We start from the raw sequence: 24,059 nt of genomic DNA on the forward strand, positions 1-24,059 counted from the left end.
CCGCACCGGGCCAGCGCCAAAAATCGAGCTATTCCACGATAAGCGTCGTAGGGGGGTCAGGACAAGTTGCGAGTTCTGTGTAAAAAATCCCACACTACAAAAAAATAAAACCTACAGGAGCGACCACAGTGAGCCGCCTGCTACTGAATTGCGACATCGGCGAAAGCTTTGGCAACTGGACCATGGGTCTGGACGCCGAGGTCATGCCGTTCATCGATTGCGCCAACGTGGCCTGCGGCTTCCATGCCGGCGACCCGAGCATCATGCGCAAGACCGTCAGCCTGGCGCTCAAGCACGGCGTGCAAGTGGGCGCACACCCCGCCTACCAAGATTTGCAAGGCTTTGGCCGCCGCTCCATGGCCTACACGCCGCAGGAAATCCAGGACCTGTTGCACTACCAGATCGGCGCCCTCGACGGCATCTGCCGGGCCCAAGGCGGGCGGGTGAGCTACGTCAAACCCCACGGCGCGATGTACAACGACATGATGGCCAACCCGACGCAATTGCGTGCCGTGATCCAGGCCGTGGCGGCGTACGGCGACCTGCCGCTGATGTTGCTGGCGACCCGCGACAACAGCGCCGCGCAGGCCTTGGGCGATGAATATGGCGTGACCCTGTGGTTCGAAGCCTTCGCCGACCGTGCCTACGACAACAACGGCCATCTGGTTTCGCGCCAGTTGCCCGGCGCTGTGCACCACGATGCCGATGTCATCGTCGGCCAAGCACTGACCATTTCCCGTGGCGAGCCGCTGATCGCCAGCGACGGCAGCCCGCTGGTGTTGCAGGCCAACACCCTGTGCGTCCACGGCGACAACGCCAGCTCGGTCGCCGCCGTGCAGCGCATCCGCGAGGCATTGAAGAGCGCATGAAGCCACGGATTGAAGTAGTGGCCATCGACTGCCTGATGGTGCGTCTGTTTGATGCCATCGCCGAAGCCAACATGCCGTGGATGCTCGCTGCCACCCAGCGCTTGCGCGAAGGTTTTGGCCCGGCGCTGGTGGACCTGGTGCCGTCCTACACCACCTTGATGGTGCATTACGACCTCACCGCGTTGAGCCCGGCCCAGGCGCGCGCATTGATTGATCAGGCCCTGACGGACCTGCAACCGCAGGCCCAGGGCAGCGGCCAGTGCCATGTGCTGCCGGTGTGGTACGACCTGAGTGTCGGCCCCGAGTTGACCTTGCTCAGCCAACGCAGCGGCTTGAGTGTCGATGCCGTGATTCGCCAGCACAGCGCCCATGAATACCAAGTGTTTGCCCTCGGCTTCGCCCCCGGTTTTGCCTTTATGGGGCTGGTGGATGAAATCCTCGCCACGCCGCGCCTGAGTACGCCGCGCAAGCGTGTGGCGGCCGGCAGTGTCGGTATCGCCGAACGGCAAACCGCCGCCTATCCGGTGGTGTCGCCCGGCGGCTGGAACCTGATCGGCCGCACCCCGGCCAAGCTGTTTGACCGCGAGCGCGATGGCTACAGCCTGATGCAACCCGGCGACACGGTGCGCTTCGCGCCCGTTGACCGCGCCGAATTCATCAAGCTGGGTGGCGACGACACACCGCTGGAGGCGCAGGCATGAGCCGCTTGATCATCGAGGCCAGCACACCGCTGTGCCTGTTGCAGGACGCCGGCCGTTTTGGCGTGCGCCACCTGGGCGTGACCCAGGGCGGCGCGCTGGATTGGGTGTCGATGGCCTGGGCCAACTGGCTGCTGGACAACCCGCTGCACGCGCCGGTGGTGGAAATCACCCTGGGCGGATTCACCGTGCAGGCCGAGGACTATTGCTTGCTCGCCCTGGCCGGCGCGGACCTGGGGGCGTACATCGACGAGCGGGCCATCAGCCCCGGCCGCAGTTTTATCCTGCAAAAGGGCCAGCGTTTGCGCTTCACACAACCGTTCAACGGCGCGCGGGCCTACCTGGCGGCGCCGGGCGGGTTTGATGCGCCGGCTGTGCTGGGCAGTTGCGCCACCGTTGTGCGTGAAGAGCTGGGCGGCGTGGATGGTTTCGGCAAGGCGTTGATCGAAGGCGGGCGTCTGGCCTATTCCGGTACAGGCGGCGCCATGAAGGTGCTGAATGCGCAGGATCTGCGGTCCGATAAACCGTTGGATGTGATCGTCGGCGCGCAGATCGGCCAGTTCAGCGGGCAAAGCCTGTTCGATGTGTTCAACACCGAGTGGTCCCTGGACAGCCGCGCCGACCGCATGGGCATGCGTCTGCTGGGCACGCCGTTGCAGTACCAGGGGCCGTCGCTGATTTCCGAAGGGATTCCGTTGGGGGCGATCCAGGTGCCGCCGGATGGGCAGCCGATTGTGTTGCTTAATGATCGGCAGACGATTGGCGGGTATCCGCGCCTGGGCGCGTTGACGCCGTTGGCGCTGGCGCGGCTGGCGCAGTGTTTGCCTGGGGAGAAGGTTAGATTGGCGCCGGTGGTGCAGGAGACTGCGCACCAGCAGCACATTGGCTTTTTGCAGCGGTTTTTGAATAGCTAAAAGCATCGCAGGCAAGCCAGCTCCCACAGGGGAATGCATTCCAAGGTTGAAATACATTCCAACTTTGAAATGCGTTCAACTGTGGGAGCTGGCTTGCCTGCGATAGCGTCAGCGAATACACCGCTTATTTGGATAGAAAACGCATCCCTTCTTCCAACCCTCGAAGGGTCAGCGGATACATCTGATCCTCCACCAACTCCCGCACAATCCCCGTCGACGCCGTATACCCCCAGGTGTCCTTCGGATACGGGTTAATCCAGATCAGCTTCTTGTACTTGGCCATGAAGCGCTGCATCCACACATACCCCGGCTCCTCGTTCCAATGCTCGACGCTGCCGCCGGCCTGGGTGATTTCATACGGCGCCATCGACGCATCGCCGATAAAGATCACTTTGTAGTCCGCGCCGTACTTGTGCAGCAGGTCCTGGGTGGAGGTGCGTTCCGAGGTGCGGCGCCCGTTGTTCTTCCACACCGACTCGTACACGAAGTTGTGGAAGTAGAAGTACTCCAGGTGCTTGAACTCGGTCTTGCAGGCCGAGAAGAGTTCTTCGCAGATCTTCACGTGGGCATCCATCGAACCGCCGATGTCGAACAACAGCAGCAACTTGATGGTGTTGCGCCGTTCCGGGCGCATCTGGATATTCAGCAAGCCGGCATCGCGGGCGGTGTGGTCGATGGTGCCGTCGATGTCCAGTTCTTCGGCCGCACCCTGGCGCGCAAACTTGCGCAGGCGGCGCAGGGCGATCTTGATGTTGCGCGTGCCCAGTTCCACCTGGTCGTCGAGGTTCTTGTACTCGCGCTGGTCCCAGACTTTCACCGCCTTGCCCTGGCGCTTGCCCGCGTCGCCGACGCGAATGCCTTCCGGGTTGTAGCCGCCGGAACCGAACGGGCTAGTGCCGCCGGTGCCGATCCACTTGTTGCCGCCGGCGTGGCGTTCCTTCTGTTCTTCCAGGCGCTTCTTGAACTCTTCGATCAGCTTGTCGAGGCCGCCGAGGGACTGGATTTGCGCGCGTTCTTCGTCGCTCAGCGAGCGCTCGAACTCCTTGCGCAGCCAGTCTTCGGGGATCAGCGCCTGCAGGTGGTCGTCGAGTTTTTCCAGGCCATTGAAATAGGCGCCGAAGGCCCGGTCGAACTTGTCGAAGTGCCGCTCGTCCTTGACCAGGATCGCCCGGGCCAAGTAGTAGAACTCGTCCATGTCGGCGAAGGTCACGCGCATTTTCAGCGCGTTGATCAGGTCCAGCAGCTCGCGCACCGACACCGGTACCTTGGCGGCGCGCATTTCATTGAACAGGTTGAGCAGCATCAGCGGTTACCGCGACGGCTCATGAACGCCAGACGCTCCAGCAACTGCACGTCTTGCTCGTTCTTCACCAAGGCGCCGGCCAGCGGTGGGATGGCCTTGGTCGGGTCGCGTTCGCGCAACACGGCTTCGCCGATATTGTCGGCCATCAGCAGCTTGAGCCAGTCCACCAGTTCGGAGGTGGACGGTTTTTTCTTCAGGCCGGGCACCTTGCGTACGTCGAAGAACACGTCCAGCGCTTCGCTGACCAGGTCCTTCTTGATGTCGGGGTAGTGCACATCGACGATCTTTTGCAGGGTGGTGCGGTCGGGGAAGGCGATGTAGTGGAAGAAGCAGCGGCGCAGGAATGCGTCCGGCAGTTCTTTTTCGTTGTTGGAGGTAATGATGATGATCGGGCGTTTCTTCGCCTTGATGGTCTCGTCGATTTCGTAGACGTAGAACTCCATCTTGTCGAGTTCTTGCAGCAGGTCGTTGGGGAACTCGATGTCCGCCTTGTCGATTTCATCGATCAGCAGGATCACCCGCTCCTCGGACTCGAAGGCTTCCCAGAGCTTGCCCTTTTTCAGGTAGTTGCGCACGTCGTGCACCTTGTCCACGCCCAGTTGCGAGTCGCGCAGGCGGCTGACCGCGTCGTACTCGTACAGGCCCTGATGGGCCTTGGTGGTGGACTTGATGTGCCAGGTGATCAGCTTGGCGCCGAAGGATTCGGCCAGTTGCTCGGCGAGCATGGTCTTGCCGGTGCCGGGCTCGCCCTTGACCAGCAGCGGTCGCTCCAGGGTGATGGCGGCGTTGACGGCCAGTTTCAGGTCGTCGGTGGCAACGTAGGCCTGGGTGCCTTCGAACTTCATCGGTGTTTCCTCGCATTCATCAATGCCCGGACTATACCGCGCAGCCCCGGCGACTGTGAACGCAGACGGGTTATTCAGTCTCTGACTCGTTGGTACACTTTCAAACTGTCGAGTCGTCGGCAGGCCAGGTAGAATAAGGCTTGCAGCGGTTCGGTCGTGTGACACATGGCGGTGTATTCAGCGCTTGTATGTGCCCCGCGACACCACCACATGACCGTACCACGTGCCCCGGAGAATTCTGAATGTCCTACTTGTCCCGCCGTGAGGGGCGTTATCACTACCGCCGCCGCTTCCCGCTACCAGTTGCCGAACTGCTGGGCCGCTCTGAATACCGCAAAGCCCTAGGCACCGCTGACCGCGCAGAAGCCCTGCGCCTTGCCCGTCAGGTGTCAGTAGAGTTTGACCGCATCTGTAGCGAAGCTCTGTCGCCCGTGGCGAACGATCCAGTCGAGCGCAGGGCATCGGTCCCGGTTGATCCCCGCGTCGTCCTCGCAAGCCTACAGGCGGTGGTAGAACGGGTAACGCTCCGTGCCGTTACAGACATGGCGCCAGGGGCGAAGCTGGTGACGCGGAGCTGGCAGACCGAACTGGATTGGCAGAAGCGGGCGTACACGATGGCCGCGCAGGGGATGCCTCCGCCTGGGATGGAAGCCGTTCACCCACTCGAATCTATGGCCGCTGTTAGGGCGCTGGAAGCCTTGGAGCGCGGTGAACCGCCAACCCTTGGCACTGGCATTCCTGGCCCGGTGGAAGCGCCTATGGAGCCGGTCAGCCAGCAAGGCGATAGGCGTACCGCCCAGCAGTTCGCCGTGGCTCTGGACGGCTATTGTGAGCGAGTCAGCGCTGGCCGTGTGGGGATCATGCGCAAGCTCTGCAATGACGTTCTACGTTGGCCTAGTTCCCCGGCGCAGCAGGTGCAACGGATCATGGCCTATGCCGAGGGCAAGCTAGCTGGCGGTGGCAAGGCGTCGTCAGTCCACACTCAGGCAGCGGGGATGATAACGATTCTACGGGAGGTGCCAGGATGGGAAGGAATCAGCCTACCGAAGCAGGGCGCGGTAGCCAGGGCCATCCGTGCAGGTGGTGCACTCCAGAAGAATGCCCGCGACCCAATGCCGTTAGCCGTGGTGGCCCAGGTGCAGGCCGCCCTGGACGCCCGTGGGGATGCTGTAGACGCGGCAGCAATGCGTCTGCTTGTCCGGTACGGTGTGCGGCCCCTGGAGCTGTTGAGCGAAGGCCCAGCGGCATTGACCATGCGGGAAGACATCGTGGGTAACAGGGAGCAGGTATTCCAGGCTGGCCTATCTGGTGCCAAGAACGCAGCCAGTCGCAGGGATTTGCCTGTGGCAGCGGAGGACGTCGCTCTGTTCAATCTGGTGCTATCAGGCTTTGGTGATGGCAGCGCAGCGGAGAGAGGACGACAGCGCGTTACGCGGTTGAGTCGTGCGGTTAGTGCGGCCTTGCTCAAGATACCAAACCTCAAGGGACAACTCAGTCTGTACAGCGCAAGGCACACGGCAGCGGATTTGCTCAGGGCGGCAGGTGCGAGCGATGCGGAGGTGGGCGGTATCCTCGGCCATACCCAGTCTGGGAATAAGCACACCGGCGTCTATGGCGGAACGGCTCCGCTCACACGGCAGCGGGAACTGCTGGCTAGAGTCCGCGAACTGCTCGATAAGTAAAATACCCTGCAAGCCGGTTAGGCAAGCAGGGTTGGTTTTAGTACGTGGTAACAGCAGACTTGCCGAAGTCACGCAGACGGCGTTCCGCAACAGTCATCCCGCCATTCTCCACGGTGCCGGTAAAGGCATGGTCTACGCCACCCAGGCGAACGTCGATCTTGGATTGCAGCGCGGCCAGGGCTTTGCCATCAGCAGCCACCAGGGCAGTGTGCGGCAGCAGGCCCGATGCGTTCGATTGGACGGCCTCGCGGTAGACCACGACGCCGTCAGCATTGGCACCCAGGACGACGGAGCCGAAGCGCAGCCCAGCTTCCTGCATTGACGCGCCTTCAATCGCATCCGGGAAGTAGCTGTACAAGGCCATTGCGGCAGCCAGCTCAACGTCGCCCAAGTCCAGCGACAAGGCGTCGATCTTGGCAGCTTTGAGGACCATCAGACCACGACCTGCTGCCATTACCGGGACGCCAGCTTGGGCCGATGCGTTCAGCTTCTCGCGAACGTGCAGATCGATCCCCAGCGCGGCCATGGTCTTGTTCGGGGCAGCGGCTACCTCGGCCATCACGTCAGCGCCAACTACCTTTGCCACACTCAGGACGGCGGTGATGTCAGAGAACCATTCGGCCACCTTGGCCGACAGTGCCTCGGTGTTTGCGTTGGCGGCGCGGGTGTAGCGCGTCACTGTGTCGAGGTGCTGGTTACGATCTTGCTCAAAGGCGAAGAGGATTGGCAGGTCTGCGAATGCAAAGCCTCGATTGGACAGGGTGGTCATCACGCCCATCAGCTCATGCTCAACATCGTCGCGGCTGGTCTTTTTGGAGTCAGCACGTTCGTCAGAGGTGAATAGCTCCGTCATGGTGGTGATGCCCTTGCGAAGCTCTTGTAGGTTAGCCGGGGCAGTTGGGTACTTGGTGGCTGGGACTTCGACCAGATGAAGCGGGACAGCAGCCTGGAGCGCATCGAACAATGCGATGGCGTTAGCGGATTTGCGGGCAGCAGCGAATTTACGAGTCATGGAATATCTCTCTATAAGTAAGTGTTTGGGAGGCGATGGGTTAAGGGATTTTGATGCCACCGCTGGTTGCGGCTATATCCGACTCAGTGCGGAAGTCGAGGAAGCTGGGTGCCGGTGTGCTGCCCAAGGACTGCATCGCGGCGCTGGTGGATAGCGCGGCCAGTTGGCCCAGTCGAGCGTCGTCAGTGGCCTTTGCTGCCCTGGCCTGCATGTCGGCATAGATGCGGTCTGCGTTGATCTGTGGGGTACTGCGGTCGTCAATCACAGCCCGTACTCCGCCAACAGGTCATCCTTAGTTGGGGCAGTCGTGGAGCGGGCAGCACGCTCGGCGGTCTTGGCATGGAAGCCAGCCACCAGGGCGGCGGTGTCCTTGTCCTTGTCGTCGTCATCGACGTGGCGCATTGTCTCCAGCAGTTTCAGCAATGAGACGTTGGCGGATACCTGGGCGGCATCGACCGGCACGTCATTCTCGGCACACCACTCCAGCTTCTTGCGGGACGCGGCCAGTGTCTCAGCCAGCAGCGCCAGCCCCTCGGCGTGGACATCTAGGGCCTTACGTTTACGGCGACGGCGGGTTGTCTCGGTAGTTTGTTCGGTCATAGCAGTTTCTCAATCTCGGTAAGTTCACGGATAGTTGCAGCCCAGGTATCGGCACAGGAAACTTTGAATTGGTTGATGTGTGGGGCACCAACTAACGGCGCGGTTGTAAGTCCAGCAGTTAGGAAGTAATTCATCACGGTGTAGGTTTGGGCGGGCGCCCCAACGCGGATGCGCTTATGCACACTGCCGACAGTGACGGGTTCCCCAGCCGCTAACATCGACCGGATAACGTGCATGCAGCGGATGCGGTGAAGTGGTGGTCTGCCACGTTGCTTAAACAAACCAACATGTTCTTTGTTGCGCGGGTAGTACTTCATTTGGTAATTCCTACTGGCAGGGTTAATCCTCCAGCAATGCCGGAAGTTGTAGAGTGCGTTTAAACGTGTGGCCCAGGATCAGGCCGGGAGTGCAGCGTTAATCAATCCCGCAAACGGCCACGGGCGTTGCGCCCTGTGAGGTCTTGTGAGGCTCTCTCAGCCACGTTCAATCCACGCCGCTGGCCTAGGGCGGTTGCGTCCCGGTAACGGGCGTTAGTGCGCAGGGCGAGCCGCTGGCCTGCCGCCCCACCATCACCTCCATTAGCCAGGGCGACGGCAGCTCGGTACATGGCCCCAGGCTCAGCATTCAGTGCGCGGCGGGGTTCGTGGTCGTCGGTGTTGTGTTGCGCGGATGGTGGCAACTCGCAGGCGTCCAGTAGTTCGTTGAGTGTCAGGTTTATGGGAGGTTTCTCCGGGCAGCGCGAAGCCGCCGTGCATGGCAAGTGGCGAAGGGTTTTATTAGGTGCGGCTCAGTAGCAAGTCGACGGTGTTGCTGTTCCGCTCGCAGCGAGCAACCACTGGGTCGCTGCTATACCCTGGGATAGCGATTGCTTTAATTTCGTTGACGACAGACAAATACGGCATGTCCGGGAACTGGTCGCGGTATGCGGCTGCGGCATCTTCGACCGCCTCATATACAGCCTGGGCAGCGGCGAGCATTGCGCGGTTGCTTGCAACGGGATCGCTTGCATCCATCCAGCCAGGAATGAACAGTGCTACATCACCAGCGGCTTTGGCCTTGCGTCGTACATCGGCGCGAAGTTGGCGGTGTTGTTTCTCTTCCATGTTCAAATTGAACTCCCCATCTACGCAAGTGAGACCGAACGCTGCGCCCAAGGTCTCTTTGTACTCGTGGTACTTGACGCCCAAGGGGCGGATGGCAAGCGCCAGGATTGCATCCACGGCTTGTACTCGGGTCATGGTCGGCTCCGTGTTGAATTCGGTCAGGTCGAACTCACTTGTAGTGGCGCTCATGTCGAGCGTGGTCGGTGGTCTCATCTTGCTCAGGTCATTTACCCGGCGACGGGATAGGCCAAGCTGGGTGGCGATCTGTCGTTGGCTGTGCAGTGCCAGCAAGCCGTGAACTGCGATGAGGTCGTGTAACTGGTTCACCAAAGCCTGGGTATGCGCAGGTAGGGTGGGAGCGGTCGTCGCCTGGGCGGTCGTCGCGTTGGTCATTATTTACTCACTTATGGGCGTGCCAGTGCCGGGCCACCTTGGGCCAGTAGGTTGGCGAAGTGCCCGTATTCATTGGGTTGGGCCAATTGCCGCGCATAGATATAGGGACTGGCCCATGCGGTTGATTGGCTGTTTCGGTTTGCGAGTGCAAGGTCAGCGACGACGCTTCAACGCAGCCTTTGCAATGTGGTCATCCAGCATCAGCTTGAGGGTCCGTTCGGCTGCTACCGCCTCGCGCTGCTCAGCAGGCCCCGGGGGAGGCAAGCCGACCATTGCGCGGTTGGTGCCCAACAGATAGCTGGTGATGTGTTCAGCGTTCGGCACAGGGAGCCACACGAGGTGCGCCTCATAATGCAGATCGACCAACGCCCGGTGAACGCTGGTCCGGTTCAACGTGGTGTTGTGTTTGAGTATCGCACCAATGGTTACTGGTCCTTGGTGTCGATGATTGAGCTGTTGCAACGCCATGACCACCAGCGCTTTAGAGCGCGGGAATCGGCCTTTAAGTGCGTGATATTGCACTGCTTTGTACTGTCGGATGTACCGACTTCCATCCGCATGAGACGGACGAATTGGGTTTGAGAATGCACGGTTCATGGATCACCGAAAGCTATTTTGAAGGGTAATGTGGCTGAATGCCAAAACACATACGGGCCGTGGCTTGTAGCTGACTTTAGGGTGCGTTGGAGGCGTCGCTAAGACGGCTCAGATGGCGTCTCAGGGGCTCACAGCGTGTGTGCTGGCGGGTGTATCAGAAGGGTGGGATTACGGCCGGTTGCGCTTGAGTCTGCGCTAGCCTTCAATGCCTGGAACCTGGATCATTCTGGGGTGCCCTGATGAATGACAGGTGCCAGTGGATACTCCGTGTAGGCGTGCCTTAATCCATCTCTCAGAGTATGTGACAATTAAATCAGAGGCCCTACTTATTGCGGCTGCCAGGGAGGTATTGCACCTCCCACGCCCCGGCATTCGTTATGCTGCGATGTTCCAGTGACGCTTGACGGTAGCCAAGCTGATGCCTAGGTCCGCAGCTACTGCCGACTGACTTAATCCCGAGGCCTTGGCTGCCTGTACGTTCGCTGTGGTGCCGGTAGCAACTGGACGGCCTAAGACTTTGCCTTCTGCTTTAGCGCGCTCCAGGCCCGCTTGGGTGCGTTCGATCAGTAGGTCCCGCTCAAACTCTGCCACTGCCGCCAGTACCTGCATGGTCATCTTGCCCGCTGGACTGGTCAGGTCTACGCCGCCGAGGGCCAAGCAATGCACACGGATACCCTGCGCTGCTAGGTGGTCCACGGTGCTGCGCACGTCCATAGCATTACGGCCAAGGCGGTCCAGCTTAGTGACGATAAGCACATCCCCATCTTCCATCCGCTCCAGCAGCTTGGCGAAGCCCTTGCGATCTTTAGCGCAGGTGCTACCCGATACAGTCTCAGTAATCACACGCTTCGGCTCTACAGTGAAGCCAGCAGCTTGGACTTCCAGCACTTGGTTATCGGTAGTCTGGTCAGTGGTGGACACTCGGGCATAAAAGAAGATGCGATTCATGGTCAGGACTCAGGTGTCATCAAAGGTGGTGTCATGATGATTTGGTGTCATCAAATCGTCAAGCACATTTGTTGATACCTCGTACCGTAGGCGATGAGCGGTATCATCATACGGTCGATTTATGATACCTATTGTCCACGCAGTACTCTGATGGCGCTGGCGATTCCCTCGGCATTCTGGTCAAGCACTTCCAAAGCGCCGACAGCGTTCTGGGCAACCTCAGTAGAGCCGCGCTCAGCAATCCATTTGGCTAGCTCTTCAATCGCCGCGCCTATCCCATTCTGACTGAGCATTAGTAGTTCAAGTGCATCGGCTACGGCTTCGCTATGGTCTGTCATGTCGTCCGCATCATTGGTGGCGTTTGACTATGATCCTAGCGTATTGCGCGCGGTTGGTATTCGCCGCGCTCTACAGAGGGCCTACGGGGGGAAGTGGCGTGATGGGATCAGAGAGGCCCTGTCATACGAATAGAGCAAATTTAGATTGCTCATACATTCGTAATCCAAGGCCGCTGCAAGTGTTTTAATCAGCAGTGAGTTAGTCCTACTCAGCGCAAATTTAATTTAAGGCTGCAGTACCGGGGTATTCATTTGAACGATCATTGCTGCAATTTGCTTTGCAAAATCGCCTCCCGGTGCAGAACCTTGGAAGACTACTTTGCCTGTCGTTTCATAGACGTTCAAAATCAAGCCATCAGAGAAGCTGTACATCATCTGACCGTTAGGTTTGGCTTCAAAATTGTGAGTAACAGTTGAAAGGTAAGCTTTCAAAACTGGGACGTGGGAGCAGATCATCGGTGGGAGCGACATGGCTTTTCCTTGTGCCAAAAAGGTTGATAGAGCTGACGAGACGACACAAGCCGATTAGGTTGTACGCTCTTAATTGATGCGTTGCTTGTGAAGTATGCCGCCTGAAACTCAAAACGGCAATTTGCCAGTACTCGCACTCTATCAAGAACTGTTGCGTGCTGTTACGTAGAGTTCTTGGTATCCGGTAAGGGGTCACACGATCCGGCCACACGGATGTGTCATCGGAGTGGTCCCCCGATGAGAGCCCCGGTTTACAAGGCTTTCAGCAGTATCCCTTGTCCAGTCTCTGAATGGGCGGTCACGACCTAAGTGTGTACTCCCACACAAACCAGTTCCCACAGTTAGTCTGTGCTGGGTTTGGGTTGCTCGTAGCGGGCATTGAATGCCTGGATGAAGCCATTACGCAAAATCGCCAAAAACGCATCGAACGCGCTGACATCCTGCTGATGCACACTGCCACTCAGCTCCACCCGCGTGGCGAACTGGTTTTTCTGCTGGTTCTTCAGCACCGTCTCGCTGGCACCCACCACGGCCTCCCAGATCGAACGGAAGATGTTCTTGTCCTTGTTTTCCACATCCTGCTGCCAGTCGAACACTTCGACGTCGCGCAGCAGCGGCTTGATATAACCGGTGAGCTGGCCTTTTTCCGCCTGGGCTTCGATCACCACGTCGCCGGTGCCGGCCTTGAAGTCGAACTTGCCGTAGGCCGAGGCGAAGGCGTTCATGCGCTTGAGCTGCAAATCCTTGGCGCGGAAACGGAATTCGAAGTTTTCGAAATTGCTCAGCGGATCAAAGGTCGCGCTGGCTTCCAGCGGCGCCTGGCCTTGCAGCAGGGCCTTGCCTTCGAAGCGTGCGTCACGCTTGCCTTTGACGTCGACGATGTTGGTCAGGTTGTAGAAGCTGGCGTTGACGGCGGTGGCGTTGATGTTCACCGGCGGCTTGGAGCTGAAGTTGTGGAAGGCAATCTTGCCGTCTTCGATGCGCACTTCGTCGAGGGTGATCGGTGCCAGTTTGCTCAACTGTGCGCGCCAGTCGGTGCCTTTACCGGTCTGGGACGCCTGTTTGTTGGCGCCGCCATCAACGAAGTTCACCTCGGGCTTGATAAACCGCACCTTGGCCACGACGGCACGGTCGGCCCACAGCGCTGGCCAGCTGACTGACAAGTCGATCAACGGCGCCTTGAGCAGCGGCACTGGCACCTTGCCATCGACCTTGATGATCTCCAGGCCGTTGATCTTGTAGGCACCGCGCCACAGGGCGACGTCCACGTCGCTGACCTGGCCACGGTAGTCGCCCATGTCGGCGAGCTTGTCATTCAAATAGTTGCGCACCAGATAGGGCAGGGCGAGGTCCAGGGCGACCAGCAGCACCACCAGCCCGGCGACGGTCCATAGCAGCCAGCTGTAGCGACGTTTCATTGGCATTCTCCATGTCTGTAGGAGATGGACTCTTGTGAGGCGCGCAACGTTCCTCGACTGGACGCGTTGCGACACGAGGCATACCCTTGGGGCCTTCCTGAATACCGCCCACATAGGACCCGCCATGAGCCGCATCTTTGCAGACAACGCGCACTCCATCGGTAACACGCCCCTGGTGCAGATCAACCGTATCGCCCCGCGTGGCGTGACCATCCTGGCCAAGATCGAAGGGCGTAACCCCGGTTACTCGGTGAAGTGCCGCATTGGCGCGAACATGATCTGGGACGCGGAAAGCACCGGCAAACTCAAGCCGGGCATGACCATTGTCGAGCCGACGTCGGGCAACACCGGCATCGGCCTGGCTTTTGTTGCCGCCGCCCGTGGCTACAAGCTGCTGCTGACCATGCCGGCGTCCATGAGCATCGAACGCCGCAAGGTGCTCAAGGCCCTCGGTGCTGAGCTGGTGCTGACCGAGCCGGCCAAGGGCATGAAGGGTGCGATTGAAAAAGCCGCAGAAATCGTCGCCAGCGACCCGGCCCAATACTTTATGCCGGGCCAGTTCGAAAACCCGGCCAACCCGGCAATCCACGAAAAAACCACCGGCCCGGAAATCTGGAACGACACCGACGGCGCCGTGGATGTGCTGGTGGCCGGCGTCGGCACCGGCGGCACCATCACCGGCGTGTCGCGCTACATCAAGAACATCGCGGGCAAGCAGATCCTCTCGGTGGCGGTGGAGCCGATCGTGTCGCCGGTGATCACCCAGGCGTTGGCCGGTGAAGAGATCAAGCCGAGCCCGCACAAGATCCAGGGCATCGGCGCCGGTTTCGTGCCGAAAAACCTCGACCTGTCGATGGTTGACCGTGTTGAACTGGCCAGTGATGAAGAATCCAAGGCCATGGCCCTGCGCCTGATGCAGGAAGAGGGGATTTTGTGCGGTATCTCCTGCGGTGCGGCGATGGCCGTGGCCGTGCGCCTGGCGCAGAAACCGGAGATGCAGGGCAAGACCATCGTGGTGATCTTGCCGGATTCCGGTGAGCGCTACCTGTCGAGCATGCTGTTCAGCGATCTGTTTACCGATCAGGAAAACCAGGCTTGATGTGTGTCTGTGGCGAGGGAGCTTGCTCCCGCTGGAGTGCGAAGCGCTCCCCAAATCGTGGGGCCGCTACGCAGCCTAGCGGGAGCAAGCTCCCTCGCCACAAGGTTTGATATGTATCAGCCGGTCAGCCAAAGCCTTCTGCATAATGGCCCAAGTGTTTATGATGCCCGGCGCATTTTTTCAGGAGTTGCTGCATGACCTTTTCTTTGGCCGCCAAACTGTCGGTGTTGCTGTTGTTTATCGGCAGCACGCTGTATGTGCACCTGCGCGGCAAGGCGCGTTTGCCGCTGTTGCGCCAGTTCGTCAACCATTCGGCGCTGTTCGCCCCGTATAACGCCTTGATGTACCTGTTCTCGGCCGTGCCGTCCAAGCCGTACCTGGACCGCAGCAAGTTCCCGGAACTGGACGTGCTCAAGGACAACTGGGAAGTGATCCGCGAAGAGGCCATGCACCTGTTCGACGAGGGTTACATCCGCGCCGCCGAAAAGAACAACGACGCCGGTTTCGGTTCGTTCTTCAAGAAAGGCTGGAAGCGTTTTTACCTCAAGTGGTACGACAAACCGCTGCCATCGGCCGAGGCGCTGTGCCCGAAAACCGTGGCGCTGGTGAGCAGCATTCCCAATGTGAAAGGCGCGATGTTTGCGCTGTTGCCAGGTGGCAGCCATCTCAACCCACACCGTGACCCGTTTGCCGGTTCGTTGCGTTATCACTTGGGCTTGTCCACGCCGAACTCCGATGCCTGCCGCATCTTTGTCGACGGCCAGGAGTACGCCTGGCGGGATGGCGACGACGTGATGTTCGATGAAACCTACGTGCACTGGGTGAAGAACGAGACCGAGCAGACCCGTGTGATCCTGTTCTGCGACATCGAACGGCCGCTGAGCAATGGCTTCATGACCCGCGTCAACCGTTGGGTCAGCAAGCAACTGGGCCGTGCCACGGCACCGCAGAACCTGGATGACGAGCGCGTCGGCGGGATCAACCAGGCGTATGCCTGGAGCAAGACGTTCAGTGACAAGTTCAGTGGCGTGGTGAAGCAGTGGAAGCGCAAGCATCCCAAGGCTTACCGGATTGCGCGGCCGGTGTTGGCGGTGGTGGTTTTGCTGCTGCTGTGGAAATGGCTGTTCGGCTGATTTGAAATGCAGTCAAAACTGTGGGAGCTGGCTTGTCGGGTCGCCGCATCGCTGCGATGGCGGCAGGCCAGTCAACATTTGATTAGCTGACCCACCGCTATCGCAGCGATGCGGCGACCCGACAAGCCAGCTCCCACATTTGATTTGCAGCGTTGCTTAAGATGCGATCAGCTGGCGCAGGACGTAGTGCAAGATGCCCCCCGCCTTGAAGTATTCCACTTCGTTCAGCGTATCAATCCGACACAACACCTCAACCTTCTCTCTACTGCCATCCTCCCGCGTAATCACCAGCGTCAGGTTCATCCGTGGCACGATTTCAGCGCCCGTCAGCCCGAGAATATCGATCTGCTCCTTGCCGCTGAGCTTGAGGGTCTTGCGGTTCTGATCCAGCTTGAACTGCAACGGCAGCACGCCCATGCCCACCAGGTTGGAACGGTGGATGCGCTCGAAGCTCTCGGCAATCACCGCCTTCACCCCCAGCAGGTTTGTGCCCTTGGCCGCCCAGTCGCGGCTTGAGCCGGTGCCGTATTCCTGCCCCGCAATCACCACCAACGGCGTGCCCGCCGCCTGGTACTGCATCGACGCGTCGTAGATCGCCATTTTCTCGCCGGTGGGGATATACAGCGTGTTGCCGCCTTCCTCGCCGCCGAGCATTTCGTTGCGGATGCGGATGTTGGCAAAGGTGCCGCGCATCATCACTTCATGGTTGCCCCGGCGTGAGCCGTAGGAGTTGAAGTCACGCGGCTCCACGCCTTGCTCGCGCAGGTAGCGGCCGGCGGGGCTGTCGGCCTTGATGTTGCCGGCGGGGGAGATGTGGTCGGTGGTCACCGAATCGCCCAGCAGGGCCAGGATATTGGCACCCTGGACATCCTTGATGACCGGCAAAGGCCCGGCAATATCGTCGAAGAACGGCGGATGCTGGATGTAGGTCGAATCCTTCTGCCAGACGTAGGTCGCCGCTTGTGGCACTTCAATGGCTTGCCACTGCGCATCACCGGCAAACACCTCGGCGTATTCCTTGTGGAACATGCCGGTGCTGACCTGGGCCACCGCGTCGGCAATCTCCTTGCTGCTTGGCCAGATGTCTTTCAGGTACACCGGCTTGCCGTCTTTGTCGTTGCCCAGCGGCTCGCTGCTGATGTCGATGCGCACCGTGCCGGCCAGCGCGTAGGCGACCACCAGCGGCGGTGAGGCCAGCCAGTTGGTTTTCACCAGCGGGTGCACGCGGCCTTCGAAGTTGCGGTTGCCGGACAGCACCGAGGCCACAGCGAGGTCGGCCTTCTGGATGGCTTTTTCAATCGGCTCGGGCAGCGGGCCGGAGTTGCCGATGCAGGTGGTGCAGCCGTAGCCCACGAGGTCAAAGCCAAGCGTGTCGAGGTATTGGGTCAGGCCCGCAGCCTTGTAGTAGTCCGTAACCACTTTGGAGCCTGGCGCTAGGGAGGTCTTGACCCAGGGCTTGCGCGTGAGGCCCTTTTCCACGGCCTTTTTCGCCACCAGCCCGGCGGCCATCATCACGCTGGGGTTGGAGGTGTTGGTGCAGGAGGTGATTGCGGCGATGACCACGGCGCCGTTTTTCAGGCGATAGGTCTGACCTTCGAAGTCGTAATCGGCTTCACCCACCAGGTCGGCATTGCCTACGGCCACACCGCCTCCGCCTTCGCTTTCAAGGCGCCCGACCTCTTTGTTGGCCGGTTTGAATTGCAGGTCGAGGAAGTCGCTGAACGCTTGGCCGACATTCGGCAGCGATACACGGTCCTGTGGGCGTTTTGGCCCGGCCAGGCTGGCTTCGACGCTGCCCATGTCGAGGGCCAGGCTGTCGGTGAACACCGGTTCCTGGCCGGCGTGGCGCCACAGGCCCTGGGCCTTGGTGTAGGCCTCGACCAGTTTGACGGTGGCTGACGGACGGCCCGACAGGCGCAAGTAGTCCAGCGTCACTTCATCCACTGGGAAGAAGCCACAGGTGGCGCCATATTCCGGGGCCATGTTGGCGATGGTGGCGCGGTCGGCCAACGGTAGGTCGGCCAGGCCGTCGCCGTAGAATTCGACGAATTTGCCCACCACGCCTTTCTTGCGCAGCATCTGCGTCACGGTCAGTACGAGGTCGGTGGCGGTGATGCCTTCCTTCAACTTGCCGGTGAGCTTGAAGCCGATTACTTCCGGGATCAGCATCGACACCGGCTGGCCGAGCATCGCCGCTTCCGCTTCAATTCCGCCCACGCCCCAACCGAGGACGCCGAGGCCGTTGATCATGGTGGTGTGGGAATCGGTACCGACCAGGGTGTCGGGGAAGGCGTAGGTGCGGCCATCCTCGTCCTTGGTCCACACGGTGCGGCCGAGGTATTCGAGGTTGACCTGATGGCAGATGCCGGTGCCCGGCGGCACCACGCTGAAGTTGTCGAAGGCGCTCTGGCCCCAGCGCAGGAAGGCGTAGCGTTCGCCGTTGCGCTGCATTTCGATATCGACGTTCTGCTCGAAGGCGTCGGCGTTGCCGAATTTGTCGACCATCACCGAGTGGTCGATCACCAGGTCCACCGGCGACAGCGGGTTGATGCGCTGCGGGTCGCCACCGGCCTTGGCCACGGCGGCGCGCATGGCGGCCAGGTCAACCACGGCGGGGACGCCGGTAAAGTCTTGCATCAATACCCGGGCGGGGCGGTACTGGATCTCGCGGTCGGACTGGCGCTCCTTGAGCCAGGCGGCGATGGCCTTGAGGTCGGCGCCGGTGACGGTCTTGTCGTCCTCCCAGCGCAGCAGGTTTTCCAGCAGCACCTTGAGCGACATCGGCAGCTTGTCCAGGTCGCCCAGGCTTTTGGCGGCTTCAGGCAGGCTGAAGTAGTGGTAGGTCTTGTCGTCTATTTCCAGGGTTTTAAGGGTTTTCAGGCTATCAAGCGATGACATGACGCGACTCCTTATGATCCGCACGGCTACGGACCTGACGGGACGGACAGAGCTTTAAAGCTAGCCCTGTTTTCATTAGCAGGCTAATAACTGGACTCTATGGTTAAGTCCAAGGTTCCGAACTCAGTTATCATGCGCGCGTTTTCATGACAGGCCTTGCGCTACAGCAAGCCAGTTGCCAGGAGAGTTGATGAACACCCTTTTTATGCACTGCCGCCCGGGTTTTGAAGGCGAAGTCTGTTCCGAGATCGCGGAACACGCCGCGCGCCTGAACGTTTCCGGCTACGCCAAGGCCAAGACCGGCAGCGCCTGCGCCGAATTTGTCTGCACCGAAGAAGACGGCGCCCAGCGCCTGATGCACGGCCAGCGTTTTGCCGAGCTGATCTTCCCGCGGCAGTGGGCGCGCGGGGTTTTCATCGACCTGCCGGAAACCGACCGCATCAGCGTGATCCTTGCCCACCTGCGCGAATTCCCGGTGTGCGGCAGCCTGTGGCTGGAGATGGTCGATACCAACGATGGCAAAGAGCTGTCGAACTTCTGCAAGAAATTCGAAGTGCACCTGCGCAAGGCGTTGCTCAACGCCGGCAAGCTGGTGGACGACCCGAGCAAGCCGCGCCTGCTGCTGACCTTCAAGAGCGGCCGCGAAGTGTTCATGGGCCTGGCCGAGTCGAACAACTCGGCGATGTGGCCGATGGGCATCCCGCGCCTCAAGTTCCCGCGTGACGCGCCAAGCCGTTCGACCCTCAAGCTGGAAGAGGCCTGGCACCACTTCATCCCCCGCGATCAGTGGGACGAGCGCCTGCACGGCGACATGACCGGCGTCGACCTCGGCGCCGCGCCGGGCGGTTGGACCTGGCAACTGGTCAACCGTGGCATGCTGGTGACCGCCATCGACAACGGCCCCATGGCCGAAAGTCTGATGGACACCGGCCTGGTGCAACACCTGATGGCTGACGGCTTCACCTTCGTGCCCAAGCAGCCGGTGGACTGGATGGTGTGTGACATCGTCGAGAAACCTGCGCGCAACGCGGCGCTGCTGGAGACCTGGATTGGCGAGGGGCATTGCCGTGAAGCGGTGGTGAACCTGAAGTTGCCGATGAAGCAGCGTTATGCCGAAGTGAAGCGTCTGCTGGAGCGCATTGAAGAGGGCTTCAAGGCGCGTGGCATTCGCGTGGAGATTGGCTGTAAGCAGCTTTACCACGACCGCGAGGAAGTGACGTGTCACCTGCGTCGCCTGGTGGATGCGAAGAAGCGCAAATAGCCACGTCGGCCAGGGCGTTCAACACGAATATCCTGGCCAGCACCGGGAACTGATACGGGATCGGCCTCGGCGCGGCCTGGTCGGCGATCAGGTGGCGGCGTGAGTGTTGGTGTTTTTTCAGGTAGGCCACGCCGCGTTTTACGCTGTCCGAATATTCCCCATGGCTCAGCGCACTGAGGGCATGGGCGCTGCTGATCACATCGCTGGCTTGCCCGGCGACCTGGCCCCATCCGCCATCGGGGTTTTGGCTGCGGTGCAGATAGGCCACGGACCGGGCCATGACCCCGTCGTCCCATCGCCCGGTCAGACTCAGGGCGGCGGCGGCCCGCGCAATGGCAAACGTTGAACTCAGGCTCCAGCTGCGCTCAAACGTCCCGTCTGGTTGCTGGGCGTCGCGCAGAAATCGCACGGCGCCTTCCACCACACCCGCATAAGCCTGCCCGGCCGGTTGCAGCACCATGATTGCGTTGGCGGTCATGGTGGCTTCGGAAGGGTGATGGCGCAGGTAGGTGGGAAAGCCTCCGTCAGGGTTGGCCATGCCTGCCAGGTAGTCCTGCCCGCGCCGGATCGACGGGGCATACCCAACGGGGTCGATCTGCAACAGGCATTCGACGGCCAGGCAGGTGCTGTCGATATCGGTTTGGCGCACGTTCTCCGTATAGGCCCAGGCGCCGTCCTGCGCTTGCACCGACACCAGGTAGTCCGCCATGCGCCGCACGCACGGCGAGCGCCTGCCGGACTTGCCCAGGGCGAGCCCGGCGAAAGCGGTGAGGTAGACCGTCATGTGGGTGATAAAGGGCAGCCCGCCATCGCGGTTGCGTTGCTCAAGCAGGCTGTGAACCCCTTGCTTGAGCAGCGTGTGGCCGGGCGCAACGGCGTGCAGGGCCAGCAAACTGAGCAAATGGGCCGACAGATGGCCTTCCCAGACTTCCCTCGCGCTGCCGTGGGCCAACTGTTCCAGGAGAAAGGCGCGGTCCTGCTCGGCGATCGGTTGACCGTTGCCGTGGGTGTTGATGAGCTTGAGTGCGCACAGTGTCAGGCACACCCACGAAGCCTGGCCTTCGTACTGCATCTGGGCGATGTTTGTGGCGGGCAGGTACGGGGTGTTGTGGATCAGCGCGAGGTAGGTGACGAACAGCCACTTCTTGCGCTCGACCCTCAGGTATTCAGTGGGCAGGGTGTTGGTCAGCAGGCCCTGTTCAAACGCATTCAGCGTGTCGCGCTGCTGGTAGCGGTGCAGGAACTTCGCCAGTGAACGTTGTACGTGCGGCAAGTACTGCATGCGGCGTAGCAATATCAGCATCAACAGGGATTCGAGCCCACGGCTGTTGCAGCGTTGGCGAAGGGAGCCTCGGTCGTCGATGTACTTCAGCAAATCATCACGAGCGGCGATGGTCAGGGCGTGGCGTTGTGAGGCGTTCATCTGGCGCGTGTGTCAGTGGGCTCAACTCTTCTTAATAGTGATCGGTGTGAATGAGGGCATAAGACCCGTTGGCGATATGCGCCGACAGGCGTAGTGCAAATGGTCATTTTGCGTTTGCAGCGCTTCGTGGTTTTTAAAGGCATCGCGATTGATGCGCTGGACACCGCCATGAAACCGATCACTGTACCGCCCATCTACTGCCCATTGCCGGTGATGCAGCACCCCGCCATTGCTGCGGTTGAGCAGCCCTGCCGCGAATGGCTGCGGCGATGGGGGCTGTTTCCCAGCCAGGTGCAACGCGAACGGCTGGACGCAATGGGGGTTGGCCGCCTGTGCGGCATGATTTACCCCTATGGCCCGCAACACACCCTGCAAATCGCCACGGACTACATCATGTGGGCGTTCGCCTACGACGATGAACTGTGTGATGAGGGGCCGGCGAGTGAAAACCCGAGCCTGTTGATCGAGGCTAGCAGCCGGATCCAGCGGATTCTGGAGTCGCCCGAAGTCGCGATAGACCCGCTGGATCGCTACGGCATGGCCCTGCTGGATATCCGGCGACGCTTGTTGGCCGTGGGCCAGGAAAAACAGGCGACGCGCTTCACCGCCTTGATGCGCACCTATTTCATGGCCGAAATGTGGAAGTCCGTCTCGGCGCAGCCCTCGTTAAGCGATTACATGCCCCAGCGATTGATGGGCGGCGGCGGCATGACCTTTCCCTTCTTCTGTCACGCCGTGCGCCAACTCGACGTCGATGAAAGCGAGTTGGCAGACCGGCGGATCGCGGCCTTGACCGAAATGGCCGCCATGTTTGCATTGTGGGACAACGATATTTTTTCCTGGCCCAAGGAAGTGTTTCGTCCACAGAACAAAAAGGGTCACAACCTGATCGAGGTGATCGGCCGCGAATATCACTGTTCGGTGGAGGACGCGCTGGTGATCGCCGTCGATATGCGGGAGCGGGTGCAGGGCCTGTATTTGCGGCTTTACGAGCACATGTTCAGGCAAGTGTCGCCACAGATGCGCCAGTATCTGCTGGGGTTGAACGCCTATATCAGCGGCGTGTTGCAATGGCATCGCACCACACCACGGTTCCGGTTCATCAATGGTGTGGAGGGCGCTGAATGCCTGCTGGGCGGGGAACTGGCGTGCAGCCCGCGCCCCTTGGGGGTCGAGGCGCTGCCCATTGCCTCGATCGCCTGGTGGTGGCATTACGATCCGGCGGCCAAAGAGCGGTGGTCCGAGCCTTGAAATTGGGCAACAATGCACGCCAGTTTCAGGAGTAGACCATGAGCGACATTTTCGACACCGCCGTCGACGGCACCCTCGACGCCACCGGCCTCAACTGCCCCGAGCCGGTGATGATGCTGCACCAGCACATCCGCGACCTGCCGCCCGGCGGCTTGCTCAAGGTGATCGCGACCGACCCGTCCACGCGTCGCGATATTCCCAAGTTCTGCGTGTTCCTTGACCACGAACTGGTGGATCAGCAGGAACAGGCCGGTACGTACCTGTACTGGATCCGCAAGAAGTCCGCTTAACCCACGGCCTTGGCCGCGCGAATGCGTCGGCGTGCACTGCGCGCCAGGCGCACCAGCAACATCCCCGCCGCACAACTCAGGCCGACGATCAGGCCCTGCCACAAACCGCTCGGCCCGCTTGGCGCGCCTAGCCAGTCGGTGAGCCCCAGCGCATAGCCCACCGGCAGCCCCACGCCCCAATAGGCAAACAAGGTCAGCACCATGGTCACCCGCGTGTCCTGGTAGCCCCGCAATGCGCCGGCCGCCGTGACCTGGATCGAGTCGGAGAACTGGAACAGCGCAGAAAATACGATCAGCGTCGAGGCCAGGTGGATCACGATCGGGTCGGGGGTGTAGATCGCTGCCAGTTGCTCGCGAAACACCAGCATCAGGCTGCACGACAGGCAGGCGTAGGCCACCGCCGTGCCCATGCCGACCCCGGCGGCAAAGCGTGCTTCACGCGGCTCGTCGCGGCCCAGGGCCTGGCCGACGCGCACGGTGACGGCCATGCTCAGGGAGTAGGGGATCATGAACACCAGCGAGCTGACGTTGAGCGCAATCTGGTGACCGGACACCACCGTGGCGCCGAGGCTGCCGATCAGCAGCGCGATCACCGCGAAGATGCTCGACTCGGCAAAGATCGCCACGCCAATCGGCAGGCCGATGCCTAGTACGCGCTTGATCACCGCCCATTGCGGCCAGTCGAAACGCTTGAACAATTCACTGCTCTGGTACGCCGGGCCGAAGCGTGTCCACACGGCCAGGCCAATCACCATCGCCCACATCGAAAGGGCCGTGGCCCAGCCGCAGCCCACGCCGCCCATGGCCGGCAGGCCCAGGTGGCCGTAGATGAAGATGTAGTTCAGCGGAATATTCAGCGCCAGGCCGACCAGCCCCATGACCATGCTCGGCCGCGTGCGGCCCAGGCCGTCGCTGAAGCAGCGCAGCACGTAGTACAGCGCGATGGCCGGCATGCCGGAGGCGATACCGTGCAGGTAGCCCATGGACGGTTTGATCAGGTCCTCCTCGACCTTCATCCAGTGCAGGATCGGCTCCGCGCACAACAGCAACAGCCCGCCCATGATGCCGACCACAATTGCCAGCCACAGCGACTGGCGCACCAGTGGCCCGATCTCATTGAATTTCCCGGCGCCGTAGCGCTGCGCGACTTTTGGCGTGGTCGCCAGCAGCGTGCCGCTCATCAGCAAGTACACCGGAATCCAGATCGAGTTGCCCAGGCCCACCGCCGCCAAATCCTGGGGGCTGACACGCCCGGCCATCACCGCATCGACAAAGCTCATCGCGGTGGTGGCCAGTTGGCCGATCATGATCGGCAGGGCGAGCGTCAGCAGGTCGCGCACTTCCCGGCTGATGCGGGCGGGGCGGGTGAGGGCGGCGGTGGCAGTGTTCACGTACGGGTGTCCAGGAATAAAGGGAGGCGCAAGGACGGCGGATTCTACGCCTTGACGTGATGGTCAGGAAAAATCCTGTGTTAGCGATTTGTAAGCGCTATCCCAAACACCACAAATCCCCT

Annotated in this window: 24 protein-coding genes; 9 read left to right on the forward strand and 15 right to left on the reverse strand. The window is 60.8% G+C overall.

The features are described from left to right. Nucleotides 1–128 precede the first annotated feature (128 nt). The 3 genes from ACU688_RS10150 to ACU688_RS10160 are packed head-to-tail and all read left to right on the forward strand — an operon-like array spanning nt 129 to nt 2,481. Nucleotides 129–869, forward strand: coding sequence for a 5-oxoprolinase subunit PxpA (locus ACU688_RS10150; RefSeq protein WP_448184590.1), 741 nt, complete (start codon nt 129–131; stop codon nt 867–869). Then, nucleotides 866–1,570, forward strand: coding sequence for a 5-oxoprolinase subunit PxpB (pxpB, locus tag ACU688_RS10155; protein WP_448184591.1), 705 nt, complete (start codon nt 866–868; stop codon nt 1,568–1,570). Before ACU688_RS10150 ends, pxpB begins: the two co-directional genes overlap by 4 nt. Then, entirely contained in the window at nt 1,567–2,481 is a 915-nt protein-coding gene (locus tag ACU688_RS10160; RefSeq protein ID WP_448184592.1) for a 5-oxoprolinase subunit C family protein, read from the forward strand. The genes pxpB and ACU688_RS10160 overlap by 4 nt, the downstream gene beginning before the upstream one ends. Before the next feature lie 124 nt (nt 2,482–2,605). Here ACU688_RS10160 and ACU688_RS10165 read toward each other — a convergent pair whose 3' ends face one another. Together ACU688_RS10165 and ACU688_RS10170 are read right to left on the reverse strand one after the other, a co-directional pair. Further along, nucleotides 2,606–3,784, reverse strand: a complete 1,179-nt coding sequence (locus ACU688_RS10165; RefSeq protein WP_448184593.1) for a vWA domain-containing protein — start codon at nt 3,782–3,784, stop codon at nt 2,606–2,608. Continuing rightward, nucleotides 3,784–4,629, reverse strand: coding sequence for an AAA family ATPase (locus ACU688_RS10170; RefSeq protein ID WP_003210690.1), 846 nt, complete (start codon nt 4,627–4,629; stop codon nt 3,784–3,786). Before ACU688_RS10170 ends, ACU688_RS10165 begins: the two co-directional genes overlap by 1 nt. A gap of 242 nt (nt 4,630–4,871) precedes the next feature. Between ACU688_RS10170 and ACU688_RS10175 the strand changes: the two genes are divergently transcribed. After that, complete coding sequence (locus ACU688_RS10175) at nt 4,872–6,311, forward strand: site-specific integrase (RefSeq protein ID WP_448184594.1); 1,440 nt, start codon at nt 4,872–4,874, stop codon at nt 6,309–6,311. Nucleotides 6,312–6,348: 37 nt separating this feature from the next. Here ACU688_RS10175 and ACU688_RS10180 read toward each other — a convergent pair whose 3' ends face one another. From ACU688_RS10180 to ACU688_RS10225, 10 genes are all read right to left on the reverse strand, one after another. After that, nucleotides 6,349–7,323: a hypothetical protein gene (locus ACU688_RS10180; RefSeq protein WP_448184595.1), complete on the reverse strand. Its 975-nt coding sequence runs from the start codon at nt 7,321–7,323 to the stop codon at nt 6,349–6,351. A 40-nt stretch (nt 7,324–7,363) separates the two neighbouring features. After that, on the reverse strand, nt 7,364–7,588 hold the full coding sequence (locus ACU688_RS10185; protein ID WP_448184596.1) for a hypothetical protein: 225 nt from the start codon (nt 7,586–7,588) through the stop codon (nt 7,364–7,366). Next, nucleotides 7,585–7,923 (reverse strand): hypothetical protein, encoded by a 339-nt coding sequence (locus ACU688_RS10190; protein WP_448184597.1) that lies wholly within the window; start codon nt 7,921–7,923, stop codon nt 7,585–7,587. The genes ACU688_RS10185 and ACU688_RS10190 overlap by 4 nt, the downstream gene beginning before the upstream one ends. Continuing rightward, nucleotides 7,920–8,240 (reverse strand): hypothetical protein, encoded by a 321-nt coding sequence (locus ACU688_RS10195; protein ID WP_448184598.1) that lies wholly within the window; start codon nt 8,238–8,240, stop codon nt 7,920–7,922. The genes ACU688_RS10190 and ACU688_RS10195 overlap by 4 nt, the downstream gene beginning before the upstream one ends. A gap of 459 nt (nt 8,241–8,699) precedes the next feature. Further along, entirely contained in the window at nt 8,700–9,419 is a 720-nt protein-coding gene (locus tag ACU688_RS10200) for a hypothetical protein (protein WP_448184599.1), read from the reverse strand. A 153-nt stretch (nt 9,420–9,572) separates the two neighbouring features. Beyond that, the gene (locus ACU688_RS10205; RefSeq protein WP_448184600.1) at nt 9,573–10,016 is read right to left on the reverse strand and encodes a hypothetical protein; all 444 of its coding nucleotides are present in this window, start codon (nt 10,014–10,016) and stop codon (nt 9,573–9,575) included. A gap of 375 nt (nt 10,017–10,391) precedes the next feature. Continuing rightward, complete coding sequence (locus tag ACU688_RS10210) at nt 10,392–10,964, reverse strand: recombinase family protein (protein WP_448184601.1); 573 nt, start codon at nt 10,962–10,964, stop codon at nt 10,392–10,394. Between the two features lie 128 nt (nt 10,965–11,092). Beyond that, a complete protein-coding gene (locus ACU688_RS10215; RefSeq protein ID WP_448184602.1) occupies nt 11,093–11,302 on the reverse strand; it encodes a hypothetical protein in 210 nt (69 codons plus the stop codon). 225 nt (nt 11,303–11,527) lie between these two features. After that, nucleotides 11,528–11,773, reverse strand: coding sequence for a hypothetical protein (locus tag ACU688_RS10220; protein WP_448184603.1), 246 nt, complete (start codon nt 11,771–11,773; stop codon nt 11,528–11,530). 341 nt (nt 11,774–12,114) lie between these two features. After that, entirely contained in the window at nt 12,115–13,191 is a 1,077-nt protein-coding gene (locus tag ACU688_RS10225; protein ID WP_448184604.1) for a DUF748 domain-containing protein, read from the reverse strand. A gap of 124 nt (nt 13,192–13,315) precedes the next feature. On the opposite strand from ACU688_RS10225, the gene cysK reads away from it, so the two are divergent. Next, the gene (gene cysK, locus ACU688_RS10230; RefSeq protein ID WP_124528022.1) at nt 13,316–14,290 is read left to right on the forward strand and encodes a cysteine synthase A; all 975 of its coding nucleotides are present in this window, start codon (nt 13,316–13,318) and stop codon (nt 14,288–14,290) included. 194 nt (nt 14,291–14,484) lie between these two features. After that, nucleotides 14,485–15,423, forward strand: a complete 939-nt coding sequence (locus tag ACU688_RS10235; RefSeq protein ID WP_448184605.1) for an aspartyl/asparaginyl beta-hydroxylase domain-containing protein — start codon at nt 14,485–14,487, stop codon at nt 15,421–15,423. A 156-nt stretch (nt 15,424–15,579) separates the two neighbouring features. Here ACU688_RS10235 and acnA read toward each other — a convergent pair whose 3' ends face one another. Further along, nucleotides 15,580–18,321, reverse strand: a complete 2,742-nt coding sequence (gene acnA, locus ACU688_RS10240; RefSeq protein WP_448184606.1) for an aconitate hydratase AcnA — start codon at nt 18,319–18,321, stop codon at nt 15,580–15,582. Nucleotides 18,322–18,511: 190 nt separating this feature from the next. Here acnA and rlmM point away from each other — a divergent pair, with 190 nt between their 5' ends. Then, on the forward strand, nt 18,512–19,582 hold the full coding sequence (gene rlmM / locus ACU688_RS10245; protein ID WP_448184607.1) for a 23S rRNA (cytidine(2498)-2'-O)-methyltransferase RlmM: 1,071 nt from the start codon (nt 18,512–18,514) through the stop codon (nt 19,580–19,582). Here rlmM and ACU688_RS10250 read toward each other — a convergent pair. Continuing rightward, nucleotides 19,473–21,005 carry a prenyltransferase/squalene oxidase repeat-containing protein gene (locus tag ACU688_RS10250; protein ID WP_448184608.1) on the reverse strand — a complete coding sequence of 511 codons (1,533 nt, stop codon included), beginning with the start codon at nt 21,003–21,005 and terminating at the stop codon, nt 19,473–19,475. The genes rlmM and ACU688_RS10250 overlap by 110 nt on opposite strands. Nucleotides 21,006–21,119: 114 nt before the next feature. Between ACU688_RS10250 and ACU688_RS10255 the strand changes: the two genes are divergently transcribed. Both ACU688_RS10255 and tusA read left to right on the forward strand, forming a co-directional pair. Then, a complete protein-coding gene (locus ACU688_RS10255; protein ID WP_448184609.1) occupies nt 21,120–22,256 on the forward strand; it encodes a terpene synthase family protein in 1,137 nt (378 codons plus the stop codon). A 38-nt stretch (nt 22,257–22,294) separates the two neighbouring features. After that, entirely contained in the window at nt 22,295–22,546 is a 252-nt protein-coding gene (gene tusA, locus ACU688_RS10260) for a sulfurtransferase TusA (RefSeq protein ID WP_071483636.1), read from the forward strand. On the opposite strand, the gene ACU688_RS10265 is transcribed toward tusA, so the two are convergent. Continuing rightward, nucleotides 22,543–23,937 carry an MATE family efflux transporter gene (locus ACU688_RS10265; protein ID WP_448184610.1) on the reverse strand — a complete coding sequence of 465 codons (1,395 nt, stop codon included), beginning with the start codon at nt 23,935–23,937 and terminating at the stop codon, nt 22,543–22,545. The genes tusA and ACU688_RS10265 overlap by 4 nt on opposite strands. Nucleotides 23,938–24,059: the final 122 nt, after the last annotated feature.

Source organism: Pseudomonas acericola (SeqCode) (assembly GCF_053456465.1).

Excerpts from the sequence above, each read along its gene's own strand:
- ACU688_RS10190 (WP_448184597.1), bottom strand. The coding sequence starts at position 7,923 with ATGACCGAACAAACTACCGAGACAACCCGCCGTCGCCGTAAACGTAAG.
- ACU688_RS10180 (WP_448184595.1), bottom strand. The coding sequence starts at position 7,323 with ATGACTCGTAAATTCGCTGCTGCCCGCAAATCCGCTAACGCCATCGCA.
- cysK (WP_124528022.1), top strand. The coding sequence starts at position 13,316 with ATGAGCCGCATCTTTGCAGACAACGCGCACTCCATCGGTAACACGCCC.
- ACU688_RS10160 (WP_448184592.1), top strand. The coding sequence starts at position 1,567 with ATGAGCCGCTTGATCATCGAGGCCAGCACACCGCTGTGCCTGTTGCAG.
- ACU688_RS10200 (WP_448184599.1), bottom strand. The coding sequence starts at position 9,419 with ATGACCAACGCGACGACCGCCCAGGCGACGACCGCTCCCACCCTACCT.
- tusA (WP_071483636.1), top strand. The coding sequence starts at position 22,295 with ATGAGCGACATTTTCGACACCGCCGTCGACGGCACCCTCGACGCCACC.
- ACU688_RS10215 (WP_448184602.1), bottom strand. The coding sequence starts at position 11,302 with ATGACAGACCATAGCGAAGCCGTAGCCGATGCACTTGAACTACTAATG.
- ACU688_RS10170 (WP_003210690.1), bottom strand. The coding sequence starts at position 4,629 with ATGAAGTTCGAAGGCACCCAGGCCTACGTTGCCACCGACGACCTGAAA.
- pxpB (WP_448184591.1), top strand. The coding sequence starts at position 866 with ATGAAGCCACGGATTGAAGTAGTGGCCATCGACTGCCTGATGGTGCGT.
- ACU688_RS10175 (WP_448184594.1), top strand. The coding sequence starts at position 4,872 with ATGTCCTACTTGTCCCGCCGTGAGGGGCGTTATCACTACCGCCGCCGC.
- ACU688_RS10165 (WP_448184593.1), bottom strand. The coding sequence starts at position 3,784 with ATGCTGCTCAACCTGTTCAATGAAATGCGCGCCGCCAAGGTACCGGTG.
- rlmM (WP_448184607.1), top strand. The coding sequence starts at position 18,512 with ATGAACACCCTTTTTATGCACTGCCGCCCGGGTTTTGAAGGCGAAGTC.
- acnA (WP_448184606.1), bottom strand. The coding sequence starts at position 18,321 with ATGTCATCGCTTGATAGCCTGAAAACCCTTAAAACCCTGGAAATAGAC.
- ACU688_RS10235 (WP_448184605.1), top strand. The coding sequence starts at position 14,485 with ATGACCTTTTCTTTGGCCGCCAAACTGTCGGTGTTGCTGTTGTTTATC.
- ACU688_RS10205 (WP_448184600.1), bottom strand. The coding sequence starts at position 10,016 with ATGAACCGTGCATTCTCAAACCCAATTCGTCCGTCTCATGCGGATGGA.
- ACU688_RS10250 (WP_448184608.1), bottom strand. The coding sequence starts at position 21,005 with ATGAACGCCTCACAACGCCACGCCCTGACCATCGCCGCTCGTGATGAT.
- ACU688_RS10225 (WP_448184604.1), bottom strand. The coding sequence starts at position 13,191 with ATGAAACGTCGCTACAGCTGGCTGCTATGGACCGTCGCCGGGCTGGTG.
- ACU688_RS10220 (WP_448184603.1), bottom strand. The coding sequence starts at position 11,773 with ATGTCGCTCCCACCGATGATCTGCTCCCACGTCCCAGTTTTGAAAGCT.
- ACU688_RS10195 (WP_448184598.1), bottom strand. The coding sequence starts at position 8,240 with ATGAAGTACTACCCGCGCAACAAAGAACATGTTGGTTTGTTTAAGCAA.
- ACU688_RS10210 (WP_448184601.1), bottom strand. The coding sequence starts at position 10,964 with ATGAATCGCATCTTCTTTTATGCCCGAGTGTCCACCACTGACCAGACT.